Here is a 20142-nt window from a genome sequence, read left to right as displayed (position 1 = left end):
CTTATATAGTTAGCTCTGCTAACTATGGTGTCTGTTATGAAAAATTCAATTTACCGCCAATTTTGGCGCTATACCATTCCGACCGTGGCAGCTATGTTAGTCAATGGCTTGTATCAAGTGGTGGATGGTATTTTTATTGGTCATTATGTTGGTGCTGAGGGATTGGCGGGCATTAACGTTGCGTGGCCTATTATTGGCTTTATTTTAGGGCTTGGCATGTTGGTGGGCGTTGGAACTGGTGCTCTGGCTTCGATCAAGCAAGGTGAAGGGAACATGGCGGCAGCCAAGCAAGTGCTTGCTACTGGCCTATTGTTGCTTGTGATGCTAGCTCCCGTGGTGGCGACAATTCTATGGTTTCTTGCGGACGATTTCATTGCGTGGCAAGGCGTTGAAGGACGAGTCTACGAACTTGGCTTGCAATATTTGCAGGTATTAGTGATCGCTTGTGTCTTTACGCTTGGCTCTATTGCGATGCCTTTCTTGTTACGAAACGACGACAGCCCTAATTTAGCCACATTGCTGATGGTGAGTGGTGCGATAATCAATATTCTCTTTGATTATCTGTTTATTGCCGTTTTACATTGGGAACTTACTGGTGCCGCCATAGCAACGGCACTCGCACAATTAAGTGTGACTGTATTGGGCATAGGCTATTTCTTTTCGACGCGAGCCAAGTTGCAGCTGTCACTCTCGGTGATGAGGGTGCAATGGTCGTTGTTACCTAAGATTGTTGCGATTGGTACTTCAAGCTTTTTTATGTATGCCTACGGTTCGATGATGGTGGCGGTGCACAACAGCCTATTTGCTCACTATGGCAGCGCGGTACTTGTTGGGGCATACGCGATATTAGGCTATATCGTCACGGTTTATTACTTAACGGCAGAGGGCATCGCGAATGGTATGCAGCCGTTAGTTAGCTTCAATTATGGTGCCAAAAACTATCTTCATATTAGAAAACTGCTCAAAATTGCAATGAGCATTGCTGTGCTTGGCGGGCTGGGTTTTGTGGTGCTGCTGAACTTGTTTTCCACTCAGGTTGTTGCGGTCTTCAATTCAACTGACCCGCAATTGATGGCAAGCGCTGTACTGGGCTTAAAACTGCATATGTTTGCGTTGTTTTTGGATGGATTTTTAGTTGTCGCCGCCGCCTTTTATCAAGCGACCAATCGCGGCGGTAAGGCGATGTTTGTCACCATTGGTAATATGGCGATCCAACTACCGTTCTTGTATTTGTTACCTAAGTTATATGGTGTGACTGGTGTGTGGATTGCCTTCCCCATTTCCAATATTGCGTTAAGTTTGGTGGTGGGTTTGATGTTGTGGCGAGATTTGCGTGCACTACCTTGTGATAACGCGAAGCAAACCGTGTTCGCTTAACAAGAGCCTCCCCCTTCTCTCTAGGGGGAGGCTACGCTCAGCTTTGTTGAATCGCTAGGCCCGGTAATTGGTGCCAATAGCCGTTACATTGGTGATTGGTTAAAGGGGAGGGATGCTCTCCTTTTTCATTGGCCTTGAACTGCGACAGATGTTCGAATGTCTCAAGGCCTAGTGGGCTTAAACGAACGACATCGACCAATCCCGCCATGCTTGGTAAATCATTAGCAAGGTTATAGCAATAGCCCGACTGGGTTTGGATACCGTTGAGGTTAAATACCGCTTGACCTTCTTGGCTGTGAACCTGAATTCCGGTTGGATACTTGATACAGCAAGTCTCACATTCATCCTTCGCGCGATTTTCAGCCCGTGCGGTAAAGCAGCGTGCGGAGTAAGCCAGTGGCAGGTATCCGTGGCTAAAAACTTCTACTTCAAACTGATTTTTGATACCAAGCTCATCACATTGTTGCAATACATTGATTAGCCAATCACGGGAGAGTTCAACAGGCATGCACCAACGGATCATCCCTTGCTTTAGGAACAGTTGCAGTGTGCGCGCGTTGTAAGCATTCACGGCGGGCCCAACCACAAAAGGAAGGCGTTTTTCACTGGCGAGTTGAATCGCCGAAACGTCATTGGCTTCAATCGCAAAATCGCCATTCTCAATATACTTTTTCATCACATTGATTTCGCTCGGCGCTTCCAGTAGCGCCATGGTTGAGATCACAACCTGTTTACCCGCTTGTGAAAGCGCTTTGGCGATCTCAAACCAGTGTTGTGGTTTTATCTCACGTCGCTTGGAGCAGACCGATTCACCCAAATAGATCACATCAGCAGGGCTATTGATTGCCTGTTGATAAAAACTTTCTACCTCTTGTTTGGGCCAGAAATAGAGTAAAGGACCCAGCGCATATTTCATTCTCTTCTCCATTCTCTTCTCCATTCTCTTATTGCCATTGGCGATGGTACGCGCCGAGTGTCGTTTGCGTGCCTTCAGAAACGTTGGCTAAGGCGGTATTCCAAGCCGTTTCTACTTGGTAGGCTTGTGGATTTGCTTGGTAGTGATCAATCGCCGCTCGCCAGGTTTTAGTCACTTGCTCCACATATGCAGGGCTACGTTGGCGACCTTCAATTTTGACGGAAGCAACGTTGGCTGCAAACAGTTCTGGTAATAGTGATAACGTATTTAAACTGGTTGGTTCTTCCAGTGCGTGGTAGCGTTTAGGTTGCCCATCGATCTGCGCTTCAAAACGACCTTTGCACAATGTTGGGTAGCCTGCATTTTCTCCGGCTGCGTATTTATCAATCAAAATTTCGTTTAAGCGAGATTCCAAACCTGAGTCCGTTTCTTGCCAGCGGACGTACTTCGCGGGCGAACAGGCTCCGACAGTATTGGGTGATTCTCCCGTCATATAGGAAGAGAGATAACAGCGCCCTTCAGACATAATACATAAGCTGCCAAAGGCAAATACTTCAAGCTCGACGTCACTCATCATATTACGTGAGAGCTGTTTGACTTGATGGATTGATAGCACTCGCGGTAACACCACCCGCTTAATATTGAAATTCTGCTTATAAAACTCGATAGCGGCGACGTTGGTGGCGGAGGCTTGTACAGAAAGATGCAATTCCAGATCTGGGTATCGGTTAGCGGCATAATCCAATACCGCGATATCGGCGATGATCAACGCATCCACGCCTAAACTAGCGGCATTATCGACGGCGTGAGTCCAACGCTCGAAGCCATTAGGGTGGGCGAAGGTATTTAACGCGACATGAATTTTTTTATGGTGATCATGAACATATTGCACCGCTTTATCTAACTTCTTACCTGCGAAATTAAGGCCAGCAAAGTGGCGAGCATTAGTATCATCTTTGAAGCCGATATAAACCGCATCTGCACCACAATCGATCGCTGTTTTTAGAGCAGGCAGGTTACCTGCAGGACATAAAAGTTCCATTGATCCGTACGATATCTAAGGGAAAGTAGTGGTATTTTATGAAGCATTATGAATAGCAAATTTGATGTAAGGCAGGTTTGGGGCGAATAAACGAGATTTACTTATTTGGGAGTAGAACGATGACGACGATTTTGAACGAATAACTCTTCTACTTCCTGCCTCGGTTGTGGCCGATAAAAATGGAAGCCTTGAATTGAGTTACAGTTGAGATTAGAGAGTAGCGTGGCTTGTTGTTGAGTTTCCACACCTTCGGCAACGACCGTTAAGTTGAGTGATTTTCCTAAATTGATGATGTTTTCAATGACGGTGATTTGTTTAGGAAGCGTATCGATATCCGTTATAAAAGCGCGGTCAATTTTAAGTTCATCAATCGGGAAGCGAGCGAGGTAAGAGAGCGAGGAATACCCCGTACCAAAGTCGTCAATGGACAGAGAAAAGCCCAGTTTTTTGATCGCGTTCAACATTTGCAAGGTGTGTTCGCTGTCGCTCATGACGGCACTTTCGGTCAGTTCAAATGTGATGCAGTTTGGATCAAGCTCCGTGGTGCGAAGCAGTTTTTCCATATAATCAATCAACTTCGGGTTACAAAACTGTTCGGGCGATAAATTGATCGCCACGCGACCAGGTAAAATACCTTGCAGCTTCCAGCGTTTTACGGTCGAGAAGACATCACGCATCACCACTCGGCCTAAATGTTCAATCAGCCCAGCTTTTTCCGCGACAGGGATAAAAGCGCCGGGGTTGATATACCCTTCCACAGGGTGTTTCCAGCGCACCAAAGCTTCCGCACCATTGATGCTGAAGTCGCGAGCATTTACTTTCGGTTGATACCACACTTCAAGGCCATTTTGTTGCAGCGCTTTTTGCAGTTCAATTTCAAGCCATAAGCGCATGCGCGCTTCTTTGTTCATTTGATCGTTGAACTTAATCAGACGGTTTCTACCACGATCTTTGGCTTCATACATCGCCGTATCGGCATTTTGCAACAATACGCGTGCATCGCTACCGTCACCAGGGTAGGCGACACTACCTATGGAGCAGGCTAAGCGTTTACTGAAATGGTGCAGATCAAACGGTTGGTTAATCAAAGAAATGATGCGTTCAGCCAACATTTCAGCGGCGCGACTATTTTCAGGATCAGGCAGTATTAGTCCAAATTCATCGCCGCCAAGGTGGCCCACAATCGCTTGTTGCGGTAGTAAACGTTTCAGCCGTGCTGAGACCTCTTTAATGACTTTATCGCCAATATGATGGCCTAAAGAGTCATTGATGTTTTTGAAGTTATCAATGTCTAAATAGAGCATCACAAGGGGTGTTTCATTTTGAATGAACTGTTCTAAACGTTTAGTGAAACCAAAACGGTTATACAAGTTAGTCAGCGAGTCAATGTGGATATCGGCATGCATAGTCGAAGACAACTGCTTAGGTGCATCTTCTGCATCTTGAATCAAAATCAGTTGTGAGCTGTTGCCCAGCACGACGGTGGCTCCAGCGTGCAGTTGAACTTTACGTTCAAAGCCACACTTTGGCCCAGTGAGGCAGACCAATGGTGCCCCTGCGAGTAATAAACTAAGTGGAGAGCTGAATACGGTTTTACTTTTTTCATCGACAAACAAGCGCGATAACTCTTCACCAAGAAGCTCTGAGGTATTTTCAAAACCGAGTAAACGAGCCGATGCGGGGTTAGCAGAGATAATGCAGTCGTCATCGACCAGCAACAATCCATCAGGAAGCAAGCTAGTCAAGGTTGAAAACTTATTTTCCGACTCTTCTAATGAGCGAATGAGGATCTGTTTTTCGGAGGTGTCGATGGCGTGAAACACAATATTTTCGACTTTTTTATCACCCATGATAGGTGATAAAGAGAAATGCAAACTCGTTTCTAAATCGATCTCGTGAAGCGTCAGTTCGGTCTCAAGCGTTTCTCCTTGAAATGCCCGTTCATAATAAGGTTTGAGATGGCGGTAGAAATGCTCACCCAGAATTTGTGAGTCATTCATTCCAACCAATTCGGTTGTGCTCAGCCCTGCAATATCACAATAACGTTCATTGACCATCACATAGTTATGTTGGTCGTTCAAGATGGCAAAAAAGAACGGACTGTTCGACGTGATTTTTGCAAACCAATGTTGTAAATGTTGCGAAGGCATCAAGCTACTACCACTCTCCAGAGCACTTATATTCATGAGGATGTTACAACGTAAGTAACACATTAACTATAACTTTGATTACTAAGCTAGAAAAGGTTCTCAAACAATGTACGTTTTTTGATGCATCACAGGAATTTGCACCCCCACATCCATTATGATTAGGTACTATTGCATTACAAAGTAACGGATAACGCTCGTGATTCACAAGATTCGTACTCAACTAGTTCAAAACGCCGCTTCAATTTTGCGATCCCCAGTCCACTTCTTACCGCAAGTTGTACAAAAAAAAGCCTTGCTAGAAGGGTTGAAAACTATATTTCATGAGGCTTTGCAAGAAGGTGACTTTGAATTTCTTGATGGAAAATGGTTAAAGGTTTCAATTCGTGATTTGAATTTGAATTGGTATATCAGCTATCAAGCGGAACAACTTGTTGTGTCTGATAAGACGGAAGTGGAAGATGTCAGCTTTAGCGGTAACCTAAATGATATGGTGTTGATTGCTGGTCGAAAAGAAGATCCTGATACGCTGTTCTTTCAACGTCGACTCTCCATTGAAGGGGATACCGAACTGGGGTTAGAGGTGAAGAATCTGATGGACAGTGTTGACCTAGAGCTTTTACCAAAACCGTTCCAGATGTTAATAAATCAGCTAGCAGATTTTGTGCATAAGGGCGTACAATCGCCAGTGACACAAAATGAGGTAATGAATGCTTATTCGAACTGAAGCGCCAGCGGATATCTTAGCGATTGACCGCTTATTAAAATCAGCCTTTGAGACAGATGCTGAAGCTAATTTGGTCATGACATTAAGGGAAAACAGCCATTTGACACTCTCTTTGGTGGCTTGTGATGATGACGGCGAAGTCGTTGGTCATGTGATGTTTAGCCCAGTCTTACTCAATGGTGAAGACTTAAATTGGCAAGGGCTTGCACCGTTGGCCGTGAAAAAAGAGTGGCGAAATCAAGGTGTCGCCGCCTCGTTGGTAAAAGAGGGGTTAATCTGTTTGGCTGAGTTCGATTATCCAGCTTGTGTGGTTTTGGGTGACCCGGATTATTATCAACGCTTTGGCTTTAAAGAGGCGGCGAAATTTGATTTTCGTTGTCGTTGGGATGTTCCAGTTGGCGCGTTTCAGATCGTTGCATTAGTCGACGGCGAATTGAGCGGGCGAGCGGGTTTAATTGAGTATTGCCCAGAGTTCAACGAACTTTAATCACCGTATTTCTATTCAAAACAGGGAGCCCAGAGCTCCCTGTTTACTTTTATGCCCTTCTCATTTGAAGCTGCCGTGGTGTTGGCTATATTCGCTCACCCCAATCACCTTGTTTATCTAGGCTCATACGGATGAATTCACTTGCCGCCTATCTGCAACTTCAAGTTGTTTGGGCATAGCTCTTGGGTCATTGGATGATTAACGGTTTCTGTCTTGGCGCTGATTTGTTAGGATTGCGATGTTCAATGAGGTCATAAACAGATGTCACATCACGAAAATCAATATTTACAAGAAATGGGCATCCAGCGTTGGGAGCTTATCCACCCACAGCGGCTGGCTGGCTATCAACCTGATCCGGTGACGCTGCCGAGCACGTGCCGATTATTACTCGTTTCCCCCCAATACCCGCAACAAGGTGCTCTATTGCTGTTTTCAAGAGTATTGAAAAGTATGGGGCTCGAAATCAGTCAGGCGTGTCATCTTGAGCCTCACTCTCTTAGCCAACTAACAGGCTTCAGCATTGAATGGTTGTGGTTTTCAGGCTGTGAAAAGAGAGAAAGCCCGTTGGCTCAGAAAGTGTTAACGTCACCGCCGCTAGTTGAGATAGATGGCAATACCGAGCTGCGCCGGGCGTTGTGGCAGCAAATTTGTTCTTATGAGTCATAAAACTATGAATATTGATGTTGTGCCTTTATCACTTCCTTATCTTGATGCTATTTGGTCCATTGAGCAGCAAGCCCACAGTTACCCTTGGGCTGAATCACTCGTACGCGACTTGGCGAGTCGTGGTGCATGCCACCATGCTATGTTGGTTGATGGCAAAGTTGTCGGTTATTTCTATGCACAGAATATTGTTGGAGAGGTGACCTTGTTGAATATCGCTGTGGATCCGCAGCAGCAAGGTAAGGGTTACGGAAAATTGTTGATGGAGTTTTTCTTAACTTACTGTGAAAAAGCGCAAGCTGAAAGTGCGTGGCTTGAAGTTCGCGAAAGTAACATCCGCGCTTATAGCTTGTACGAATCGCTGGGTTTTAATGAGCTCGATCGTCGAGTGAACTACTATCCCACTCCGAAAGGATCAGAAGATGCGATCATCATGAGCTACTATTTTTTGTAGCTTATTTTCCATCAGCAGATCGTTTGCAAACTCAGGTTTTTTCATGGTCAGGCGTCTCGGAACTATTTCTGGTGCGCCTTATCTTTTTGATGTTCATTGAGTTGATAGCATGGGCTTGCAAAACGCTTGACGACTTCCTTAGCGGTTAACGGCTTATCAAATAAGTAACCTTGGAACTGATCACAACCCAATTGTTTGAGAGTTTCGAGTTCTTGGCACTCTTCCACACCTTCGGCTATTACCTCCAAATTTAAACGTTTCGCAATCATAATAATCGTATCCACAATTGCTTGGTCACTCTCATCTAAATGCAATTGAGTGACAAAAGAACGATCGATTTTGAGCACATCCACCGATAAAAGTTTGAGGTAACGCAGTGATGAATAACCAGTGCCAAAATCATCAATCGAGATGCTCAGCTTACTTTTTTTAAGTTGCACCATTTTTTGAATCGCACTTTCGACATTTTCCAGTAATAGCCCTTCCGTAATCTCCAACTCAAGATGTTCACCAGTAATACCTGCTTGTTGCATTGCATGGTTAATGTGTTCAACAAAAGAATCTTGAGAAAACTGCAACGGACTGATGTTGATGGCTAAACGGCGAAAATGGGGCGGTAATACTCCTTGGCGCTTCCAAGCGGCGTATTGATAGCACGCTTGCTCTAATATCCAGTTTCCAATCGGAATAATTTGCCCCGTTTCTTCTGCTATGGTCATAAACACACCCGGTGGCAATACACCTTTGGTTGGGTGGTTCCAGCGGATCAAGGCTTCCACACCGACAATATTGTGCCGCTCATCGACTTGAGGTTGGTAATAAAGTTCTAACTGTTGGGTATTGAGGGCTTCATGGAGGCCTTTTTCAATTTCCAGAAACGATTCGACTTGAGCCTGCATTTCTGGCTCATAAAACATGTATTTATTGCGTCCATTCGCTTTTGCGCGGTAAAGCGCTGTATCGGCTTGTCTAAGGACATCGATATTGGTTTTGCCCACTGACGGAAAAATCGAGATACCAATACTCACAGTGCAATAAAGCTGGTGGTCATCAATCGAGTAAGGGTTGGAAATCAGAGCCAGAAGCTGCTGAGCTACCTTCTCTGCTTGTTGGCGAGAGAGATGAGGAATCAACACCGCAAACTCATCGCCACCGATGCGTGCGGCGGTGTAATCATGTTTAAGCCAGCCATCCATACGCATGGCGATAGCTTTGATTAAATGATCCCCCGTTGTGTGTCCAAGTGAATCATTGATCGTTTTGAAACGGTCGAGATCAAGGTAAAACAACACACCAGAAGTGTGGGTGCGAATACTGTTATCAATCGCATCAGTGAGCAGTTGTAGCAGCAAGCTGCGATTAGCAAGGCCAGTTAACGTGTCGTAGTAGGCTAATTGGTTAAGTTTAGCATCCGCGAGCTCTCGCTCTTTCCATAAAGTATAGAAAGTACCGGCTAACTCACTGAGCTCATTTTTTTGCTGTTGTAATGGCGGCTGTGTTGGACGTTGATTGTTTTGCAATGAGCGAACCCACGAAATTAACGTGGTGATGGGTTTTGACAGCTTGTAGTAAAAAAAGACTAAAAGGATCGAAGTCAGCAACACATTTCGAAAGAGATCAAACAGCAATACTCGTGTGGTTTTTGCAATAAATTCTTTGGCAATGGAAGAGCCGTTGACGGAAAAACTTAAGCTACCTACCACCACACTCGAATTGGGTTGATGCAAGTCAGTTTTAAAGATGGGTATTTCAGGTGTCAGATAATTCGATAAGAGCCGAATAAAAGCCGTCTGTGCTGGAATCTCTCTGCTTTTTTTTGCCAGCGTATCGCCAAAATCATCAATAATTTCAACATGATAAATGGCATTATCAACCATTAGACTAGAGACGACTTGATTGGCTAATAAGTTGTTGAGGTGATAAGCAGCCTGGCTGGCATTTGAATAATTTTGCAGCAGTTTAAAACGGTAGTGATCTTCAATGCGAGCTTGCTCATGGTGTAGGTCGAGCAAAGTATGATACAAACTAAAGCCTATCCCAAGGATCACCGAGACTAGGAACACTGTTTTGGCTTGTTTAAATGCCAGAGAATTTCTTTGTTTGGTTATCAGCATAATACTCGCTTATTCTCTTCGCCCTTTTTAGTTATAGCTCATATTTATTGATAATTTAATTACAAATAGAAAGGTCGTCATTCTCTTGTTGATTTGTATAGCGACGAAAGTTGCTCCTAGATCAAATATAGGGGAGAATACCGCGCAAATTTGAATCGAACTGCTGATCAGCGTAAGCGCTTCGGCTCTCCCTTATATCAGCATATTGAGAAGACCTGTTTCATGTCAAATACTCCTTTTTTGAGTGAAGTTTCTAAACGTAGAACCTTCGCTATTATTTCGCACCCGGATGCGGGTAAAACCACCATTACTGAAAAAGTTCTGCTATTCGGGAATGCCATTCAAAAAGCGGGAACGGTAAAAGGGCGCGGCTCTAACCAGCATGCTAAATCAGATTGGATGGAAATGGAAAAAGAGCGTGGTATTTCGGTCACGACCTCTGTGATGCAATTTCCTTACAATCATTGTTTGGTTAACTTGCTCGATACTCCAGGGCACGAAGACTTCTCGGAAGATACTTACCGCACATTGACGGCGGTTGACTCGTGCTTAATGGTGATTGATGCAGCAAAAGGTGTTGAAGATCGTACTCGTAAGCTGATGGAAGTGACTCGCTTACGTGATACACCGATTGTAACCTTCATGAACAAATTGGACCGTGAGATCCGCGACCCAATGGAATTGCTTGATGAAGTGGAGAATGAGCTGAAGATTGCCTGCGCCCCGATTTCATGGCCAGTGGGTTGTGGTAAAGAGTTTAAAGGCGTGTACCACATTCACCGTGATGAGACGATTCTGTACGCGACCGGCCAAGGCCACACTATTCAAGAAGAGCGCATTGTTAAGGGCCTCAACAACCCTGATCTGGATAAGGCCGTGGGTGATGACCTTGCCGCTCAGCTGCGTGATGAGCTTGAATTGGTATTGGGTGCTTCTCATGAATTTGATCAAGAGCTGTTTTTAAAAGGTGAGTTGACCCCTGTGTTCTTCGGAACGGCATTAGGTAACTTTGGTGTGGACCATATGCTGCATGGTTTAACTGAGTGGGCTCCGGCGCCGATGCCACGTCAAGCTAATGAGCGTATTGTTGAAGCCACGGAAGAGAAATTCTCAGGCTTTGTGTTTAAAATCCAAGCGAACATGGATCCTAAACACCGCGATCGTATTGCGTTTATGCGTATTGTGTCGGGTACTTATACCCAAGGCATGAAAATGAACCACGTGCGTATTGGTAAGCAAGTGAGTATTTCTGATGCGGTTACCTTTATGGCGGGCGATCGCTCTCGTGCTGAAAATGCTTATGCTGGCGATATTATCGGTTTGCATAACCATGGAACAATTCAGATTGGTGATACCTTTACTCAAGGTGAATCGTTGAAATTCTCAGGTATTCCTAACTTTGCTCCTGAGCTGTTCCGTCGTATTCGCTTGCGCGATCCACTGAAGCAGAAGCAACTGCTTAAAGGTTTAGTGCAGTTGTCGGAAGAGGGAGCGGTTCAAGTCTTCCGCCCACTACAAAATAACGATTTGATTGTGGGTGCAGTGGGTGTGCTGCAGTTTGATGTGGTGGTGTCTCGTTTAAAATCTGAATACAACGTCGAGGCAATTTACGAAGGTGTTAACGTTGCAACAGCACGTTGGATTGAGTGCGCAGATGATAAAAAATTCGAAGAGTTTAAGCGCAAAAACCAAAGTAACATCGCACTGGATGGTGGGGATAACCTGACTTACATCGCGCCGACTATGGTCAATTTGAATCTGGCCAAAGAGCGTTTTCCTGAAGTGGAGTTCCGTGCGACACGCGAACATTAAACCTTGGTGATTTTGAAGAGAGTGATACTCTCTTCAAACGTTAAAGATAAAAAATGCCGATATTTCAGTATCGGCATTTTTTTATAGGTGGTATTGGAACACTATTTTTTCTTTTTGTTCGCTTTCTTCTTCTTCGAAACCACTTTGACTTTTTTGTCATCGGTTTTCTTTTTCTTTTTGAATACCGGCTTTTTGTGCTGCGGGCGCATATCTTTAATGAAGCGCTCTTTTATCTCCTCGTCGACATAACGCGCGACGCGGTCCATCATCACTTGATCATGGGCTTCAACCAAAGAGATCGCATTGCCTTTTTTACCAGCACGAGCCGTACGGCCTATGCGGTGTAAGTACACATCCGCTGAACGTGGCATATCAAAGTTGATCACGTGACTTACGTCAGGTAAGTCAATACCGCGTGCGGCCACGTCGGTTGCCAGTAGTACGTTGACTGCGCCTTCACGGAATCGCGTAATGGCGTTATTGCGACGATCTTGTGGCATTTCGCCTTGAATCCAAGCACAAGGAATTTGCGCTTTTTCTAGCTCTGTACGCAAATCAGCTAAGCGCTCACGAGTTTTGATAAACACGATAGAACGTTCGGCTTGCTCGGTGAGGATTTTCTTCAATAGCTCAACTTTGTGCACCATGGTATCGGCGCGGTGATACCATTGAGTGATTTTTTTGCGTTCACGACGAGAAGGATCGGCATTGATTGTTGCTGGTTCTTTTAAGAGATCGGCAGTAAAACCTTCCACACCATGACCTTCCAGTGTTGCAGAGAAAAGCAAGGTCTGTTTACGCCAGCGACATTCCGCAGCGAGACGATCGACGATTGGGCCAAAGCCCATGTCCAGCATGCGGTCAGCTTCATCCAAAATAAGCCATTCAATCGCACGACAATCAAAACGCTCGCCTTCAATGTATTCCATCAAGCGACCAGGCGTTGCCACCACAATATCTTGCGTTTTGGCTAAGATGTCGGCGTGCTCTTGATATTGTACGCCGCCGGTGATGGTGACGGTATTGAGGCGAGTATTCTTCGCCAGTTCACGAGCTTGATCCGCCACTTGCATCGCCAATTCACGAGTTGGGGTCAGAATCAAGACGCGTGCAGGGCCGGCTCGCTTGCGCGGAAAATCTAAAAGATATTGTAGCGCGGGTAAAACAAATGCAGCGGTTTTACCGGTTCCCGTTGGCGCAGAGGCAAGAATATCTCGACCATCTAGGGCTTGTGGGATCGCTTCAGCTTGAACTTGGGTGGGACGTTCAAAGCCCATATCTTCAATGGCCGCAATGATGCAAGGGTCAAGATCGAGGTCAGCAAAGGTTTTGATCACAGTGAGTACTCCACAAGCCGTTAGGCTTATTTGGCTATAAAATTAAGGTCGAACATTATAGGGGGATTGGTGATTAGGATCACATGTTATTTCTACATCTTGAGATAAAAATCTTGAGTTAGGGCAATAAAGGCTTCGCTATAACCACTTGATGAGTGAATGACCAACGATGAATCAATCACAGAAGCCGAGGCTAAACTTAGTTCAATCAATAGCCGATGAGCGGGTTTGTGTGCTATGGGTTGTACAGTGCAGCGCCGCTTAAGCTGCCAGCCGAGTGTGAGTGCTTGCTCGATAAATTGTTCCCCTTCATACACGGGCAAAATAAAACAAGCTTGCCCCTCATCGTTAAGGAGACTTTTTGCTCTGACTAATAAAGCGTGATGAGCAAGTTGATTGGTGTGCCTAGCAGTAGCTCGCTGGGGATCATGAGACAGTTCACCACTGTTGAAATAGGGTGGGTTACAAATAATTGCATCAAAGGACGGCGTAAAAGAGGTCTCTAAAATATCACCTTGTAAAACCTGTATGCGTTGCCCCCATGAAGAAGCATTACTGTTGTATTGGGCCGCTTCAAAGGCAAAGGCATCGATATCGATGGCCGTAATTTGTGTATCGCTAAAACGTTGTGCGCACATTAATGCCAATAACCCAGTACCGGTGCCAATATCGAGAATGGTTTTGGGATGGTGCGTGAAAGCCCACGCGCCTAATAGAACCCCATCGGTACTGACAGGCATTCCCGCTTGTCCACCGTCAATGGAAAATTGTTTAAATTTGAAACGCTTATTTTTGGGCGTGTGACTTTTCATCATTATTTCAAAATATAGCTCTAATTAAGTGATAACCACTATTGTTATCTATTTGTTCGGATTATTCTTCTATCTGTTATGAGAGTGTATGAGAAAATGATCAACACATCATTCTTTCTATTTTTTAACATTTAGAGTTTTAAACTGGTTTTTCACCGATATTATAAATTAATGTAGCGTTTTTTGCTTTGCGCTTGCGAAGTCTTGAGTGTTTCGTCATTATTCGCCCTTAATTTTTAGATTTAGATACGGTTTCAACCTCATCAACAATGCATACACAACATTTATCAAATAATAATTAAGGGTTATCTGTGAAGCAGACGTTAAAACTAACAGATATTATCGCGGTCGGCTTTATGCTTTTCGCGTTTTTCTTGGGTGCTGGTAACATCATCTTTCCGCCAATCGCTGGCCAACTTGCTGGAGAGCATTTACTGCCAGCCATGACTGGCTTCCTTATTACCGCTGTCGGTTTACCATTGATGACGATTATTGCGATTGCTGTCGCGGGTGGTTCTTGGGAGCATTTAACCAAAGATCTGCCTAAACAAGCTGCAACTATCATGGCAGTGATGATCTTTATCATCATTGGTCCTGCCTTTGCAGCACCGCGTACCGGCCTTGTGGCGTATGAAATGGCAGTGAAACCATTTTTCATTGATGCGCAACAATCGCATTTGACACTATTTTCGATTCTCTTTTTTGTCGTTGCGATGTTTTTTGCCTGGTCTCAAGGTCGGCTCATTGACATCATTGGTAAAGTGCTAACTCCTGCTCTATTTGTTGGATTAATTATTTTAGCCGTTGCGGTTTTTGTTGACCCGCAAGGTGAGATGGTGACTGCACAAGGCGAATACCTGACTCAGCCGTTGACGAAAGGTTTCCTTGAAGGCTACAACACCATGGATACGTTTGGCGCACTGATGTTTGGGATGTTAATTGTCGATGCACTGCGTAGCAAAGGCATTACTGAGCGTGCGGCAACCACAAAGTATTTAATCAGCGCGGCGTGCATTGCGGCGGTTGGTTTAGCTTTTGTCTATATTTCACTGTTTTATCTTGGTGCGACAAGCTCTGTGGTCGCTTTTGGTGCAGAAAATGGCGGTGCGGTGCTTAGCCAATATGTGCAAGCGCTGTTTGGCCCTTATGGGCAGATCGTGCTTTCTGTCATCGTGCTACTAGCCTGCCTAACCACGGCAATTGGTTTGATTTCAGCATGTTCAGATTACTTTTGCACATTGACTCCAATTGCGTATAAATCTTGGGTGATCATTATTGGTGTTGCTTGCGCTATCGTGGCAAACGTTGGTTTATCGCAATTGATCACGCTTTCTATCCCCGCACTGTATGCGCTTTATCCAGTCGCGATTGCCTTGATTATGTTGACCTTCTTGAGAGGGAAACTACCAAACCCAGCAGTGGCATACCGTGTAGTGCTACTTGTCTCTTTTCTTTTTGCGTTGATCGACGCGGCAAAAGTGGCTGGCGTTGATGTGTCTGCGTTCAATATGCTGCCACTGTTTGAGGTCGGCATGGGGTGGTTACTTCCTACACTCGCTGCGATGATTTGCATGTTCTTTATTGCAACTACCGTTCAACAAAGTGTGGTTAAAGAAGCGGCATAATCGCGTTTTTACCCGTAAGCATTAAAGAGGCTGAACACGATTGTTCAGCCTCTTTTTTTAGGCGTGCGCCAGCTTTTATTCCAAGAGATCAAACGAATTTTTCCTGTATCTTCGTCACATTTTTAAGTAGAATTCTTCGGTTAAATTCTACTCATAAATGTTGAGCAAACATGTTTGAAATCAATCCTATTAAAAACCGTCTTCAGGATGTGTCAGAGCGCACAAATATCCTGAGGGGGTATCTTTGACTACGACGCTAAGAAAGAGCGTTTAGAAGAAGTGAATGCAGAACTCGAGCAACCCAACGTCTGGAACGAACCTGAGCGTGCACAAGCGCTAGGTAAAGAACGCGCTTCGCTCGAAGCCATTGTCGATACCATTGATCAGTTGGATCAAGGTGTGGATGATGTGGAAGGGCTACTGGAACTGGCTATTGAAGCAGAAGACCAAGAAACCTTCGATGAAATTGGCCCTGAACTGGATGAGCTGGAAACTAAGCTTGAACAGCTTGAGTTTCGTCGTATGTTTTCTGGCGATCACGATTCTTCAGATTGCTATATTGATCTGCAGTCTGGTTCGGGCGGCACCGAGGCTCAAGACTGGACATCAATCCTGCTACGCATGTATTTACGTTGGGCAGAAGCGAAAGGCTTTAAGACTGAAGTGATTGAAGTGTCTGAAGGTGATGTTGCTGGCCTAAAAGGCGCAACCGTGCGAATTATCGGTGATTACGCTTATGGCTGGTTACGCACCGAAACTGGCGTACACCGCTTGGTTCGTAAATCCCCATTTGATTCGAGTGGCCGCCGCCATACCTCTTTTGCCTCTGCGTTTATCTATCCTGAGATTGATGAAAATATTGCTATCGACATCAACCCAGCCGATCTTCGTATCGATGTTTATCGCGCTTCGGGAGCGGGTGGTCAGCACGTTAACACCACCGAATCGGCGGTCCGTATTACGCACATTCCAACCAATACCGTTGTTCAATGCCAAAACGATCGTTCGCAGCATAAAAACAAAGACCAAGCGATGAAACAATTGCGTGCAAAACTGTTTGAACTTGAGTTACAAAAGCAGAACGCAGAAAAGCAAGCCAATGAAGATGCGAAATCTGACATTGGCTGGGGAAGCCAAATCCGATCTTATGTATTGGATGACTCCCGAATCAAAGATTTACGCACTGGCGTTGAAAACCGTAATACCCAAGCGGTATTAGATGGTGATTTAGACAAATTTATTGAAGCAAGCCTGAAATCAGGCCTTTAATGCTTTTTTACCGACATATAAGGTACATGTAAAATGACTGATGCTGTTCAAAACGAAATGAATCAAGAGCAAATTGCGCAAGAAGAGAACAAACTCATCGCAGAGCGTCGCAGCAAGCTGGATCACATCCGTAAGAGCTGTAAAGCAAATGGCCACCCAAATGACTTTCGTCGTGACAGCCTTGCGGGCGATCTTCAACAGCAATTCGGTGAAAAGAGCAAAGAAGAGTTAGAAGCCTTAAACCATGTTGTGGCGATTGCGGGTCGTATCATGGCGAAACGTGGCCCTTTCCTTGTTATTCAAGAAACCTCTGGTCGTATTCAAGCTTATGCTTCAAAAGAGGTTCAAACTGAGCTCAAGGAAAAATACCAAGGTCTAGACATTGGTGACATCATCGGCGTGAAAGGTGCGTTGCACAAATCTGGCAAAGGCGATCTTTACGTTAATATGGAAGAGTACGAATTGCTGACAAAGGCACTTCGTCCGTTACCAGAGAAGTTCCATGGTTTGACTGACCAAGAGATGCGCTACCGCCAACGTTATGTGGATTTGATTGTTAATGAAAGTTCACGTAATGCGTTCATTGTTCGCTCTAAAGTAATGACTGTAATTCGTAACTTCATGATCTCAAAACAGTTCATGGAAGTAGAAACGCCAATGATGCATGTGATCCCTGGCGGTGCTAGTGCGCGTCCATTCATCACTCACCACAATGCGCTCGACATGCCAATGTACTTGCGTATCGCACCTGAGCTTTACCTTAAGCGTTTAGTTGTGGGTGGCTTTGATCGCGTGTTTGAAATCAACCGTAACTTCCGTAACGAAGGTCTTTCTCCTCGCCATAACCCTGAATTTACTATGATGGAATTCTATATGGCGTACGCAGATTACAATGATCTGATGGACTTTACTGAGGAGTTATTAAGCACTGTGGCACAGGAAGTTTTAGGTTCGACTTCAATGCCTTATGGTGATGAAACGGTAGAATTTGGTGGTCAATATGCTCGCATGAGTATGTTTGAAGCCATCAAACACTACAACCCAGAGCACGCTCAAATCCAAGCGTTAACTGAACAGGATCTGCAAAACCGTGAGCTCATGGTATCTATCGCGAAATCGGTTCATGTAGACGTTGAACCTTTCTGGACTTGCGGCCAACTGCTTGAAGAGATCTTCGGTGAAACGGCCGAACCTAAGTTGATGCAACCGACCTTCATCACTGGATACCCTGCGGATATTTCACCATTGGCGCGTCGTAGCGATAACAACCCATTCTTCACCGACCGTTTTGAGTTCTTCATCGGTGGTCGTGAAGTCGCCAATGGCTTCTCTGAGCTTAATGATGCTCAAGATCAAGACGAGCGCTTCTTAGCGCAAGTGAATGCCAAAGATGCTGGCGACGATGAAGCGATGTTCTACGATGCTGATTATGTTGTTGCGTTAGAGCACGGTCTCCCACCAACGGCGGGTCAAGGCATTGGTATTGATCGTTTGGTGATGTTACTCACCAACACCCATACGATTCGTGACGTTATCCTATTCCCTGCGATGCGCCCACAGCAGTAATTGCTACTTTCGTTCCGATAAACCGCCTAAATAGGCGGTTTTTTTTTGCATTAGTTTGAAAAATTTTGTTCACTAGCGTGGACTAACAGACAACAATTTCGAAAGGATTATGAAATAGTTCCCTATATTAAATGGCAAAGTGCTTATTTGTTGTCTAGTCTTATGATTGAGACAGACTACAGCGCCAAGTCTCGTTAATGTAACAGCCGTTTAATGTGCCAAAAGTAGCACTGCATATAAATTTAAAGATAAGGAATAATAGATGGGCACTCAATTCCGAATGGATTCTGTCCCTGGTTCGCTTGTCGTCGTTGGTGGGACATACGAGCCTTGGTTATCTGTACTTGAACAGGTTGGTTGGCGTTGTACACAATGCGCAGATTTACGTAAAGCGGATGCCTTGTTTGCAGAAACAGGCCCATGCATTGGTATTGTTGATTTGAGCCATGATGAATTCAGCCTCAATGGCATTGCAAATTTGGTCAGCAACCATAAACAAGTACGTTGGTTGGCGTTCATTCGCGAATCACAGTTGAGCTCGGATACGATTTGCCAATTCATTGTTAACTTTTGTATCGACTTTTTTACGGCGCCGATTCCCGATGCGCAGCTACTGAGCACCATTGGACACCAACTTGGAATGCTTAAGTTAGAGAAGAAAGTATGGCCACATTATGGAGCAACAGGGGATATTGGTTTAATTGGTGAGTCCACTCCCATGAAGCGCTTGCGTGATCAGATCAAACGCATCGGCCCTACAGATGTCAGTATCCTCATTTATGGGGAAAATGGAACGGGCAAAGAGACGGTCGCGAGAGCGGTACACAAAACCTCATCTCGTGCACAAAAACCTTTTATTTCAGTGAATTGTCGAGCTTTATCGGAGAGCCGCTTTGAATGTGAGCTGTTCGGTATTGGTTGTGAAGACTCATCTCAAACTTCATTATTGGAGCGGGCAGATGGTGGGACGATCCTACTTAAAGATATTCTCACGCTACCTAAAAGCCAACAAGCTAACCTCTTGCGCTTCCTGCAAGAAGGAACGATAGAAACTTCAACGGGTGTCAAAGAGGTGGATGTGCGTATTTTGGCCGCCAACTCTTCCGATATTGAAAAAGCGCTGATTGATGGCAATTTTAACGAAGAGCTGTACCACTATATCAACGTCTTGCGTATTAATGTCCCGAGCTTAAAAGAGCGGGCGGGTGATATCGCTTTACTGGCACGCCACTTCTTGCAGGAGTATTCAAAAGAGTTTAACGCGCAGGCGCGCAGTTTTACTGAAGAAGCGACACGCTCATTGGCTCGTTATCACTGGCCGGGTAACGTTCGTGAGCTGATGAATCAGATCAAACGTGTGGTGCTGATGTCCGATTCAGTCATGTTGGATGAATTGCAACTCGACTTACCAAAACGCAGTGATGGTAAGCGCAGCCTAAAAAGTATTCGTGAGCGTTCAGAGCGAGATGCGCTATTACTGGTTCTAGAATCCAACTCAGGGCAAGTATCAATGGCCGCCAAAGAGCTAGGTGTATCTAGAGCTACTATGTATCGCTTGCTTAATAAACATAACTTAATCACTGAAAATACCTATTAACTTGATGATTCTTCAAGTAAAAATGGCCACATTTAATCCATGTGGCCATTTTTTATAATCATATCTTTTGCGAATAAGTTATTCTCTAGCTGAATATGTCACTTATTTGCTGTCATCGGCTTTCATTTTAGGTTAATGCATTGTTTTTTAATTGTTTGAAAATTAAGAGTTGAATAATCACCTCAGTTGCATAGAAT

The 20142-nt window shown here is 44.8% G+C and carries 16 protein-coding genes; 10 read left to right on the top strand and 6 right to left on the bottom strand.

Annotated elements, in window-relative coordinates; genetic code table 11:
• Positions 1 to 36 precede the first annotated feature (36 nt).
• Positions 37 to 1377: an MATE family efflux transporter gene (locus AACQ17_RS13920; protein ID WP_106439622.1), complete on the top strand. Its 1341-nt coding sequence runs from the start codon at positions 37 to 39 to the stop codon at positions 1375 to 1377.
• A 37-nt stretch (positions 1378 to 1414) separates the two neighbouring features.
• On the opposite strand, the gene AACQ17_RS13915 is transcribed toward AACQ17_RS13920, so the two are convergent.
• From AACQ17_RS13915 to AACQ17_RS13905, 3 genes are all read right to left on the bottom strand, one after another.
• Positions 1415 to 2293 carry a U32 family peptidase gene (locus tag AACQ17_RS13915; RefSeq protein WP_026028086.1) on the bottom strand — a complete coding sequence of 293 codons (879 nt, stop codon included), beginning with the start codon at positions 2291 to 2293 and terminating at the stop codon, positions 1415 to 1417.
• A gap of 28 nt (positions 2294 to 2321) precedes the next feature.
• Complete coding sequence (gene ubiU, locus AACQ17_RS13910) at positions 2322 to 3335, bottom strand: ubiquinone anaerobic biosynthesis protein UbiU (protein WP_094146862.1); 1014 nt, start codon at positions 3333 to 3335, stop codon at positions 2322 to 2324.
• A 101-nt stretch (positions 3336 to 3436) separates the two neighbouring features.
• Positions 3437 to 5485 carry a bifunctional diguanylate cyclase/phosphodiesterase gene (locus AACQ17_RS13905; protein ID WP_026027438.1) on the bottom strand — a complete coding sequence of 683 codons (2049 nt, stop codon included), beginning with the start codon at positions 5483 to 5485 and terminating at the stop codon, positions 3437 to 3439.
• 196 nt (positions 5486 to 5681) lie between these two features.
• Here AACQ17_RS13905 and ubiT point away from each other — a divergent pair, with 196 nt between their 5' ends.
• The 4 genes from ubiT (at position 5682) to rimI (ending at position 7813) form a co-directional block, all read left to right on the top strand.
• The gene (gene ubiT, locus AACQ17_RS13900) at positions 5682 to 6209 is read left to right on the top strand and encodes a ubiquinone anaerobic biosynthesis accessory factor UbiT (RefSeq protein ID WP_010318913.1); all 528 of its coding nucleotides are present in this window, start codon (positions 5682 to 5684) and stop codon (positions 6207 to 6209) included.
• Positions 6193 to 6696 carry a GNAT family N-acetyltransferase gene (locus tag AACQ17_RS13895; protein WP_094146863.1) on the top strand — a complete coding sequence of 168 codons (504 nt, stop codon included), beginning with the start codon at positions 6193 to 6195 and terminating at the stop codon, positions 6694 to 6696. The genes ubiT and AACQ17_RS13895 overlap by 17 nt, the downstream gene beginning before the upstream one ends.
• A gap of 261 nt (positions 6697 to 6957) precedes the next feature.
• On the top strand, positions 6958 to 7362 hold the full coding sequence (locus AACQ17_RS13890) for a DNA polymerase III subunit psi (protein WP_094146864.1): 405 nt from the start codon (positions 6958 to 6960) through the stop codon (positions 7360 to 7362).
• Positions 7363 to 7366: 4 nt separating this feature from the next.
• Positions 7367 to 7813: a ribosomal protein S18-alanine N-acetyltransferase gene (gene rimI / locus AACQ17_RS13885; RefSeq protein ID WP_013857606.1), complete on the top strand. Its 447-nt coding sequence runs from the start codon at positions 7367 to 7369 to the stop codon at positions 7811 to 7813.
• Between the two features lie 62 nt (positions 7814 to 7875).
• Here rimI and AACQ17_RS13880 read toward each other — a convergent pair whose 3' ends face one another.
• A complete protein-coding gene (locus AACQ17_RS13880; RefSeq protein WP_013857605.1) occupies positions 7876 to 9927 on the bottom strand; it encodes a putative bifunctional diguanylate cyclase/phosphodiesterase in 2052 nt (683 codons plus the stop codon).
• A gap of 222 nt (positions 9928 to 10149) precedes the next feature.
• Between AACQ17_RS13880 and prfC the strand changes: the two genes are divergently transcribed.
• Positions 10150 to 11739: a peptide chain release factor 3 gene (gene prfC, locus AACQ17_RS13875; protein ID WP_026028084.1), complete on the top strand. Its 1590-nt coding sequence runs from the start codon at positions 10150 to 10152 to the stop codon at positions 11737 to 11739.
• Between the two features lie 101 nt (positions 11740 to 11840).
• Here the strand turns inward: prfC and srmB are convergent, their stop codons facing one another.
• Positions 11841 to 13076, bottom strand: a complete 1236-nt coding sequence (gene srmB, locus AACQ17_RS13870; protein WP_094147279.1) for an ATP-dependent RNA helicase SrmB — start codon at positions 13074 to 13076, stop codon at positions 11841 to 11843.
• A gap of 92 nt (positions 13077 to 13168) precedes the next feature.
• The gene (locus AACQ17_RS13865; protein WP_094147278.1) at positions 13169 to 13891 is read right to left on the bottom strand and encodes a tRNA1(Val) (adenine(37)-N6)-methyltransferase; all 723 of its coding nucleotides are present in this window, start codon (positions 13889 to 13891) and stop codon (positions 13169 to 13171) included.
• 308 nt (positions 13892 to 14199) lie between these two features.
• Between AACQ17_RS13865 and brnQ the strand changes: the two genes are divergently transcribed.
• The 4 genes from brnQ to vpsR all read left to right on the top strand — a co-directional run bounded on the left by brnQ (position 14200) and on the right by vpsR (position 19945).
• On the top strand, positions 14200 to 15513 hold the full coding sequence (gene brnQ, locus AACQ17_RS13860) for a branched-chain amino acid transport system II carrier protein (RefSeq protein WP_047690133.1): 1314 nt from the start codon (positions 14200 to 14202) through the stop codon (positions 15511 to 15513).
• Between the two features lie 170 nt (positions 15514 to 15683).
• Positions 15684 to 16782, top strand: a protein-coding gene (prfB, locus tag AACQ17_RS13855; protein ID WP_096000859.1) for a peptide chain release factor 2 whose coding sequence is annotated in 2 segments (ribosomal slippage) — positions 15684 to 15758 and positions 15760 to 16782 — 1098 coding nt in all. Because the reading frame shifts where the segments join, the coding sequence is not laid out codon by codon here.
• 33 nt (positions 16783 to 16815) lie between these two features.
• On the top strand, positions 16816 to 18348 hold the full coding sequence (gene lysS, locus AACQ17_RS13850; RefSeq protein ID WP_094147106.1) for a lysine--tRNA ligase: 1533 nt from the start codon (positions 16816 to 16818) through the stop codon (positions 18346 to 18348).
• Positions 18349 to 18610: 262 nt separating this feature from the next.
• A complete protein-coding gene (gene vpsR / locus AACQ17_RS13845; RefSeq protein WP_094147105.1) occupies positions 18611 to 19945 on the top strand; it encodes a cyclic-di-GMP-binding transcriptional regulator VpsR in 1335 nt (444 codons plus the stop codon).
• Positions 19946 to 20142 lie beyond the last annotated feature (197 nt).

It is taken from the genome of Vibrio sp. V10_P2A27P122, assembly GCF_963874335.1.
Taxonomy (GTDB): domain Bacteria; phylum Pseudomonadota; class Gammaproteobacteria; order Enterobacterales; family Vibrionaceae; genus Vibrio; species Vibrio anguillarum.
The sequence above is the reverse complement of the archived record's forward strand: the minus strand, read 5'-3'. Positions and strand labels throughout refer to the sequence as shown.

What these genes read in the sequence shown, in the direction of transcription:
- AACQ17_RS13905 (WP_026027438.1), bottom strand. Translation starts at nt 5,485, where the DNA reads ATGCCTTCGCAACATTTACAACATTGGTTTGCAAAAATCACGTCGAAC.
- AACQ17_RS13895 (WP_094146863.1), top strand. Translation starts at nt 6,193, where the DNA reads ATGCTTATTCGAACTGAAGCGCCAGCGGATATCTTAGCGATTGACCGC.
- ubiU (WP_094146862.1), bottom strand. Translation starts at nt 3,335, where the DNA reads ATGGAACTTTTATGTCCTGCAGGTAACCTGCCTGCTCTAAAAACAGCG.
- lysS (WP_094147106.1), top strand. Translation starts at nt 16,816, where the DNA reads ATGACTGATGCTGTTCAAAACGAAATGAATCAAGAGCAAATTGCGCAA.
- AACQ17_RS13890 (WP_094146864.1), top strand. Translation starts at nt 6,958, where the DNA reads ATGTCACATCACGAAAATCAATATTTACAAGAAATGGGCATCCAGCGT.
- AACQ17_RS13920 (WP_106439622.1), top strand. Translation starts at nt 37, where the DNA reads ATGAAAAATTCAATTTACCGCCAATTTTGGCGCTATACCATTCCGACC.
- vpsR (WP_094147105.1), top strand. Translation starts at nt 18,611, where the DNA reads ATGGGCACTCAATTCCGAATGGATTCTGTCCCTGGTTCGCTTGTCGTC.
- AACQ17_RS13915 (WP_026028086.1), bottom strand. Translation starts at nt 2,293, where the DNA reads ATGAAATATGCGCTGGGTCCTTTACTCTATTTCTGGCCCAAACAAGAG.
- AACQ17_RS13880 (WP_013857605.1), bottom strand. Translation starts at nt 9,927, where the DNA reads ATGCTGATAACCAAACAAAGAAATTCTCTGGCATTTAAACAAGCCAAA.
- prfC (WP_026028084.1), top strand. Translation starts at nt 10,150, where the DNA reads ATGTCAAATACTCCTTTTTTGAGTGAAGTTTCTAAACGTAGAACCTTC.
- AACQ17_RS13865 (WP_094147278.1), bottom strand. Translation starts at nt 13,891, where the DNA reads ATGATGAAAAGTCACACGCCCAAAAATAAGCGTTTCAAATTTAAACAA.
- rimI (WP_013857606.1), top strand. Translation starts at nt 7,367, where the DNA reads ATGAATATTGATGTTGTGCCTTTATCACTTCCTTATCTTGATGCTATT.